This window comes from Pseudomonas floridensis, from assembly GCF_002087235.1.
GTDB classification, from domain to species: domain Bacteria; phylum Pseudomonadota; class Gammaproteobacteria; order Pseudomonadales; family Pseudomonadaceae; genus Aquipseudomonas; species Aquipseudomonas floridensis.
This window is the reverse complement of the sequence record NZ_MUIO01000158.1, coordinates 1-7,150: the sequence shown is the minus strand read 5'-3', so window position 1 is coordinate 7,150 and position 7,150 is coordinate 1. Positions and strand designations below refer to the sequence as shown.

The 7,150-nt window shown below is 55.0% G+C and carries 8 protein-coding genes; all 8 read left to right on the top strand.

Translation table 11 applies throughout. The features are described from left to right. The first annotated feature begins 216 nt into the window (after nucleotides 1–216). The 8 genes from BZK31_RS27400 (at nucleotide 217) to BZK31_RS27360 (ending at nucleotide 7,053) form a co-directional block, all read left to right on the top strand. Nucleotides 217–996 (top strand): PFL_4669 family integrating conjugative element protein, encoded by a 780-nt coding sequence (locus BZK31_RS27400; protein WP_005895544.1) that lies wholly within the window; start codon nucleotides 217–219, stop codon nucleotides 994–996. Continuing rightward, entirely contained in the window at nucleotides 993–1,577 is a 585-nt protein-coding gene (locus BZK31_RS27395) for a DUF3158 family protein (protein WP_005895541.1), read from the top strand. Before BZK31_RS27400 ends, BZK31_RS27395 begins: the two co-directional genes overlap by 4 nt. Before the next feature lies 1 nt (nucleotide 1,578). Next, nucleotides 1,579–2,043: a single-stranded DNA-binding protein gene (locus BZK31_RS27390; protein ID WP_005895538.1), complete on the top strand. Its 465-nt coding sequence runs from the start codon at nucleotides 1,579–1,581 to the stop codon at nucleotides 2,041–2,043. A 202-nt stretch (nucleotides 2,044–2,245) separates the two neighbouring features. After that, on the top strand, nucleotides 2,246–2,491 hold the full coding sequence (locus BZK31_RS27380; protein WP_005895535.1) for a hypothetical protein: 246 nt from the start codon (nucleotides 2,246–2,248) through the stop codon (nucleotides 2,489–2,491). Nucleotides 2,492–2,553: 62 nt separating this feature from the next. Beyond that, the gene (locus BZK31_RS27375; RefSeq protein ID WP_080288534.1) at nucleotides 2,554–2,754 is read left to right on the top strand and encodes a CrpP family ICE-associated protein; all 201 of its coding nucleotides are present in this window, start codon (nucleotides 2,554–2,556) and stop codon (nucleotides 2,752–2,754) included. Between the two features lie 103 nt (nucleotides 2,755–2,857). Beyond that, nucleotides 2,858–4,744, top strand: a complete 1,887-nt coding sequence (locus BZK31_RS27370) for a hypothetical protein (protein ID WP_005895533.1) — start codon at nucleotides 2,858–2,860, stop codon at nucleotides 4,742–4,744. 2 nt (nucleotides 4,745–4,746) lie between these two features. Further along, nucleotides 4,747–6,705 carry a DEAD/DEAH box helicase gene (locus BZK31_RS27365; protein WP_083186338.1) on the top strand — a complete coding sequence of 653 codons (1,959 nt, stop codon included), beginning with the start codon at nucleotides 4,747–4,749 and terminating at the stop codon, nucleotides 6,703–6,705. Nucleotides 6,706–6,804: 99 nt separating this feature from the next. Continuing rightward, nucleotides 6,805–7,053 (top strand): hypothetical protein, encoded by a 249-nt coding sequence (locus BZK31_RS27360; protein WP_003424998.1) that lies wholly within the window; start codon nucleotides 6,805–6,807, stop codon nucleotides 7,051–7,053. Nucleotides 7,054–7,150 lie beyond the last annotated feature (97 nt).

The window sequence follows — 7,150 nt, the reverse complement described above, 5'->3', positions numbered from 1 at the left end:
ATGCCACTGGCATCACTTTGAGCGCCTATCAGGGTGATTCCCCGGGAATCACTTCCAGCACAGCTCTGAGTCATTCCACACGCAAGCCCACGAAAATCAGGGTCTCCGCCAAAAAACCATTCCGATCAAGAAACGGTTTGTTACTGACCCTGAGTTATACGCGCAGGCAGTCTTGCCTCGCCCTATCAATCATTTCTTATAAAGGAAGCGCTCAGCATGGCTGACAACTTTCAGCTCAACCTCGGTTCATTGCGAAGCAGCGTCAACCTGACCCTGCACACCCACCATGCTTCGCGCCTCTGGTTTGGGCGTCAACGCACCGAAGGCAAGCCTGGCATGATCGGCCTGAGCGGCTTTGCCAACATCCTAAATCGCATCAAGCGTGGCTGCGAACAGGACGATCCTTATTCAGACTGGTTTCTGATCCTTATAGAAGAAAAGATCGAAGCCTCTGAACAGGAAATGAAAGATATCGACGCCAGGCTGGACGAAGTTATGGCCTCACTGCCGCCGATGCTTTCAATAGGTCAAAACCTATCCGTGCAGCCGGTGACACTGCCGCTGTTCCTGTCCACGCCGCTGGCGTTCAAAGCGGTCTTTTTGCTCACTGCCTACGACGAGCTCGTGCGGCGCATTCTTCTGGCCAGCCACGTCGGCCTTATAGACAACAACGCCAAAGGCCAGTGGCTCGATGAGGGGGCTGCAATCCTGCGTCGTCTTTTCGGTTTGAGTCAGCGCTGGAAGTTCTCGGGAGCAAGCCGAGATGATTTTGCGGCCAAGAACGCACGTTCCGAGCAGGCTCGTGAGATGTACGCATCGTTTGGTGAAATCCCCCAAGACATTTTGGAAGGAACTCGCAAATCAAGCTTCGCGCCGTCCCCCTCTTCGGCATCAAATGCCGCGGTCAGTGAAGACGGTGATGACGACGGCTTCGAGGAGACCATCACGCTGGGCCAGCCGCACCCTGACAAGTCTGAACCTGAGTCCGCAGAGTGATTAACGTGACGGCCAACCCCGCGCACCAGAATCAAGAGCGCCAGAGCCTGCAACAGGGTGCCTTCCAACCCCTGCAACAGGATGCCTTCGTAGCACTGCAACATGCGCCCTTCCTAAAAGGCCTTTTAAAACCTTTTAAAGGTAAGGGGGGGATGCTCCAGTTGGCAGAGTTATGCCGGTCCCTTGAAGCCGATCTGAATGCGCTGGCTGAAGATCAAGTGCTGGCCCAGGCGAACAGGCATCCCTACACCCTTCTACCTGTGCGGATGGTTCGGCAACGCACAAGCGCTGGCACAGTTTTTCTCCGCTGGCAGGAAATGGGAACGCGGCAGATGGGCGTCACTGTTTGGTCCAGCTTGCTGGCCGATCCCAGAACACCCGAATCACTGCTCCAGGATCTGCACTCCATGGAACAGCAACGCGTCGCTTTGAATATGCAAATAAGTCTGGTCCATACCATCGGCCGGCAGGCCGCCGAATGTGCCGAAAAGATGGCCCAGGCAGATGCCGTTTACTCAGGACGGCTGCAACAGATCTCACAATCCAGCGGCATTTCACCGCACACGCAGAAGGAGTCCTAACATGGGCACATCAGTAGACTGGGAAGGTAACCTTGGCTCTGCTCCAGAATTTAAGGAGTTCGCCAACGGCAACAAAGATCCGCGCCGCTTGCTACGGCTGAACGTTTACTTTGACAATTCAATTCCGAAAGCCGATGGATCAGGCTTTGAGGACAGAGGCGGTTTCTGGGCCAACGTAGAATATTGGCACCGCGATGCGGAACACTATGCCAACCTGTTCCAAAAGGGCATGCGGGTCATGATCCAAGGGCGAGCGATCATTGATAACTGGACCAAGGACGGTAAGGAGTTTTCTGCGTTGAAAGTGCAGGCATCGCGGGTCGCAATCCTTCCCCACCGGGTTGAAGCGGTGCAATTGGCCCCTTCCCAGTCATACAACCAGCCGCAAAGCGAGCAACAGCATACCGACCGGAATTCAACTCAAAATGATGCAGCTCCGCATTTCGACGACGATATTCCTGTGTAGGAAACCTGTGCGAAAAATCGCGCCCTCTGCGTGAAGCTGCTGGTGGAAACGACACTGATCAACGTTGTTCTCCATCAGCAGGCAGGTACTTCTGCATTGTTCACCCGCTGGCGAAAAACGCCCTCCTCGTGGATCTGCTGGTTAAATGAATCTGCGAATCGGGAAGCCCACTTGACGACTATTCTCTTACAGGTCGAATCCAATGAGTGACATCAACAACTTCGTTACCTATGTCATCCGCATGCCAAACGACACCGTATCAAGGACAGCCCTGACTACTGTATTGAATGAGGCGGTTATCAGTAATGGAGGAGTCATCACCGGGACATCAGTGGAGGATGAGATGACACTGAATGAGCTGTTTGAAGCACGTATGAACGACCTGGATGTCCAAGAAGCCCGGCGGGCAGCTAAGGAGCTGGCGACAACTGAATACCTTGAAGAGTGAAAAATTCGCCTCGTTCGTGAAGTCTTAGATGTATGCGATCTACTCCACGGGAACCCTCAGTTGTGAGAACAGCCCCTACAGCGACGCACGGGACTTCGGATCGGCGTCGATTCAACAATCCTCACCATGCCGTGATGCTCGCGGGTGCTGAAGCGGCACTTAAAGGCATCCCTCTCCACGAATGCCCCTACCGGCATCCAGCCATGCGCGCATCGTGGCTAAAGGGGTTTGCCCAGGAGCAACAGCAAAGCTTCAAGTTCTGACTCAGCGCGATTAACCCACTCTCCCACGTTAACGGTTACGCATGGCGAGCGAAGATCAGGTCTAGGACAGTGCTGCCTCAAGTCACTTTGAGCTCATTGATTCATGACCGCCGAGCCTATTTGCGAAACAACTTTCGTCCAAACTCTTCTCGATATTGCGAAATTCCCAGAACGTCATCGAGCTGTCGCCAACACTTGGGCTGATCATTTCAACGTACCGGCGGAAGCACGTGACGAGTTCATACTGCACTACCTGACTCACACCTCCTCAACTCGATGCTGGTGCGTTGCTCTGCATAACGATGGCTCGGTTGCACGTCCAACTGTGGCGCGGATCGGAAGGCAGCTGCAATACTTCGATGGCCAGCTGATTTCAGCTGTGCGATTTGATGAGAAGAGAAAAGTCCCCGGGCACGCACCAAGTCCGAGCCAAGCTTTGAAGCTGGCTCATCAGTTGATTACTCATGACAGCGCGGATGCACTTCTGACCTCATTCTGCAAACCAGCACGGGACCTGGCGCGGGGTGAAGCGGAACTTAGTATAAGACCGCTGGTGAAATACAATATGGGCGCGCTTAGTTCAGAGGGCCGGAACAAACGTTTCTACGCGCCACGCGGCCGCTTTTACATCACCTGTATCGGCGCGGCACTGAAGAGGTTTTGTCAGAACCTCGACCAGGAGCTGTTGCATGCAGTGCGTTCTGTGCAGTGCCCTTCTGCCAAACTTTACAACTGGCTCGCTCAAGGCGATCGCACACGTCGACTACAGGCCTTGAAAGCACAACCGGTGTTGGTGCCGGTGTTGATCGTTGGGGTTGGAATGCCGTGGCCCATGATCGCAGGTGGACTGCTGGTGGAATGCCCATGGTTCGAACTTCAGGGGTTTTGCTGCTCCTGGGAGGGTGAAACCATCATGGACGGGGCCGGGTTCGTGGGAAAGGCAGTCGACACTGGCTTGCCGCTTAACAGGGTTCTGGCATGGCTGTTCTCGGTACCGACGTCCTCGATCCGTTTCCTTGGCCAGCAGCGGGTCTACGACACCGGCAGCGCGCTCAGTCGTTTGAATTCTGAGGGCCTTGAGGCAGGCTGGGAGCATTTGATCGCGGGCTCTGTGCTAGGCAATCGTCGCCCGAGAACCAAAGCAGAATGGCGTTTTTTCTATTCGTTCAGATCAGCGATTCCATGGGAATTACTCCGACCATTGCGTGATATGAACAATCTTTTGGCGGGCTGCCCTACTGACTGGGCGGACCCCGCCTGGTCAGGCATAGCGACCAAACTTGTTGATTTCAGAGAGCTGTTCGACAATCTAGACCGCGCTGGAAGTTGCGAGGCTCGTAACACCAAGCGCCGGCTGTACGCGTTCTTAAGCGGTTTAAACTTCCGCCAAATATCCAATGTAGTCGATGCGTTCCATGGCGCACTCGCAGACATCAGAGCGAGGCTGGAGCGGGATCACCCGCCTGAGCCATCTGACTGTTTCACAAGGTGGCCGGGGCTGCTGCTGGGCAGTGATCCAATCACCTGCAGTACGACCGGTTTGCAGATCGTCGAATTACGCTGCCCAGCAGACTTAGACCAGGAGCATCGCTCTCTGGGTCACTGCATCGACACATACGACTTCCGTGCATATTCGGGCAACTGCCGACTCTTATCCATCCGATCTGAAGGGCTGCCGCTGGCATCGGTCGAGCTCACACTCAGAACAGGCCGCAATGAGCGAGTGACTGGCGATTTTACACCTCAGCATCTGCATATCGCTCAGATTAGAGACCACGAAAACAAAACCCCAGATGCTCACTCGGTAGTGATGAACGCTTTTGAGTTATTCATGGCCGCAGTCAGAAGCGGTCGTATGCCCGTGCTCCTGGAATGGCCAAATATGGCGATGAAGATGGCGCGTTACGCTGATGAAAAATCGGTGTTCAACATCCGCTTTGGGGAAGAGATCGTGGGCTGGGCTAACAGTTTGTTGGACAAGGGGCTCTGAAGATGGCATCGGCCCAATTGATGAACAAGCGTCCGGTATTGCTTCGCAAAGCCATTTTCGATGGCTACGACTTCGGGCTGTCCCTCAGTTACCTACAAGGTGCAAACAAGCTTTTGCTTCGCCGGAGGGGCTTTTTCATACGCAGGTCTGATCACCCACTGAACCAGTTTTGGCGTGTGCCCAAAGACAAGCTACTCGATGACCTCGATGTGCTCTATCGGGAGCTGGCAGAGCTCGCAGATGGCAAACACATCGAAAGCTGGCAAGCATTCAGAGACAGGATTACCTCTGCCCAGTCCGACGTGCACCGTGACGCATTCACCTGGGGGATGAAGTTCAGGCTAGCGCCGCTGGCGGAAGGCGGTGTGATCCTGTCGGGAGATTTTCATCCTGGTGCTGTAGCAATCGCCAAGCGCATGCGTGGGGTGTTCCTCTCGGCGGGCAAAGCCTGGCGAGTGCAGGGCACACCAGAATTGGTTCGCAGTAACCTGATTCTGGAACTGGGATTGGACGAAGATCAGTTCGAAATTCTGGACACGCTGCAGGAGTTGCTCGCTGACGGGTCGGTCAAGGCGGTGAATGAGGTCACCAGTATCAGTCTGGGTGGCCACTCTCCGGAGTCGACCAAAAGCGAAGAGGAAGTTTCAGATTCAGGTATCTACCTGGCATCTGTCCCATCCATCAAAAACACCGAGCTGACCAGTGCCGATATCGATAAGGCGCTGGAAGGATTCTCGCTGATGGATCATCAGCCAGCAGGAATCAAGCACCTGCTGCAGCGCACGAGCGCGCTACTGGCCGACGACATGGGACTGGGCAAAACTCGCCAGGCTGTGGTCGCCGCTGGCATACGCGCACAAGGTAAACCGGTTCTGGTTATTGTGCTCAACAGCCTGATCATCAACTGGCAGCGCGAGATCCTGATGGTGTTTCCCCAAGCTCAGATCGCCATGCAAACCTTTGATGCCAGTGCTGGCTGGATCATCGTGAACTACGAGAGGCTGGGTGATTTTGTCATGCACGCGAGCCGTTTCGCGGTGATGGTCATTGACGAGGCTCACCGACTCAAGGAACCCACTGCAGCGTGGACACGCCACGGCTTCGACATTGCTGCCCAGGTACAAAACCGCTACCTGTTGACGGGCACGCCAGTGCTCAATCGCGAAGCGGAGCTGCACACACTGCTGAGGCTTTCAGGCCATCCAATCGGACAACTGCCCCTCAATGAGTTCTGCGAGCGATTCGCCGGCAGTCCTGAGTTTCGCAAGACGCTTAGAGATGAGATATCCGACTGGATGCTTCGTCGCCGTAAGGATGTGCTGCCCAACCTGAAGGGGAAGCAGCGGCAGACTGTACCGGTGATACTCAGCCAGATAGAACGTGACGAGTACAACCAGATCATGCGGAGCGACCAGCACCGATTCGCAAGGCTGGGCGCACTGCGTCAACTGCTCGAACGCGTGAAGGTACGGATCCTGGCGGATCTGATGGCCGAGCTGGACGTCGACGACAAGGTTATCCTCTTCTGCGAGTATCAGGAATCCGTGGCCACGTTGCGTGAGCACTGCATCAAGATGGGCGTCGGGTGCGTGACGTTGGTAGGCAGTGACTCGCCCAAGAAACGACAGAAGGCGATTGATGCTTTCCAGCAGGACCCGGACTGCAGGGTGTTCATCGGGACCAGGTCGGCCGCCGGAACAGGTTACAACCTGACTGCTGCGAACTATGTCTTTTTTCTGGGGCTTCCATGGACACCGGGGCTGCAGGACCAAGCTGAGGATCGAGCCTATCGCAACGGGCAGTTGCGCATGGTTGTCGTCAAAATCCCCCTAGCTGAGGACACTATCGACCAGCAGCTGTGGCAGATGCTCATGGACAAGCGCGCCCTCGCCAGCGATCTGATCGATCCGGAAGCGGAAGCGGAAGAGTCGAGTAAAAAGGCTCTTGCCGAGATTCTCTGAGTGATGCGTGCGGCACCATGACGGGCGATTCCAAAGCAGCTACGATTGCTTTAATCTTCGCCATTAAGCCTATAGGTCAAGCTGCCGAGGGAGCTCCTCATGCTCAAATCGATTGTTTCAAATCTGGACCCTGTACTGCTCAGATTCTCTAAAGTTTTTAACGGATACGGCTTTTTGTTCATAGTGTCTTACGTCCTCCTTTCCATCGTGTATCAGATGCAGATCCCAAACTTCGACCAACTACGCTTGGCTCAAGATTTCGCGCCGCTCATCGCTTCCGCATTTGGTGCCGGTGCTGTGTGCATGGTTCTGCAGATGATGATCAGAACAAACGCCCGTTCAAGCTGAAGCCTGTACCTCGCTGAAGAGCGCTATGCTCTGATCAACTGGCGCGCTGACTGATCAGGAGGGTTGCTACTGCTGCCCTCCCCACCCTGCCTTATCC

Bases quoted from the DNA above. Each gene is read 5' to 3' on its own strand.
- BZK31_RS27380 (WP_005895535.1), top strand. From the start codon at position 2,246: ATGAGTGACATCAACAACTTCGTTACCTATGTCATCCGCATGCCAAAC.
- BZK31_RS27370 (WP_005895533.1), top strand. From the start codon at position 2,858: ATGACCGCCGAGCCTATTTGCGAAACAACTTTCGTCCAAACTCTTCTC.
- BZK31_RS27390 (WP_005895538.1), top strand. From the start codon at position 1,579: ATGGGCACATCAGTAGACTGGGAAGGTAACCTTGGCTCTGCTCCAGAA.
- BZK31_RS27365 (WP_083186338.1), top strand. From the start codon at position 4,747: ATGGCATCGGCCCAATTGATGAACAAGCGTCCGGTATTGCTTCGCAAA.
- BZK31_RS27360 (WP_003424998.1), top strand. From the start codon at position 6,805: ATGCTCAAATCGATTGTTTCAAATCTGGACCCTGTACTGCTCAGATTC.
- BZK31_RS27400 (WP_005895544.1), top strand. From the start codon at position 217: ATGGCTGACAACTTTCAGCTCAACCTCGGTTCATTGCGAAGCAGCGTC.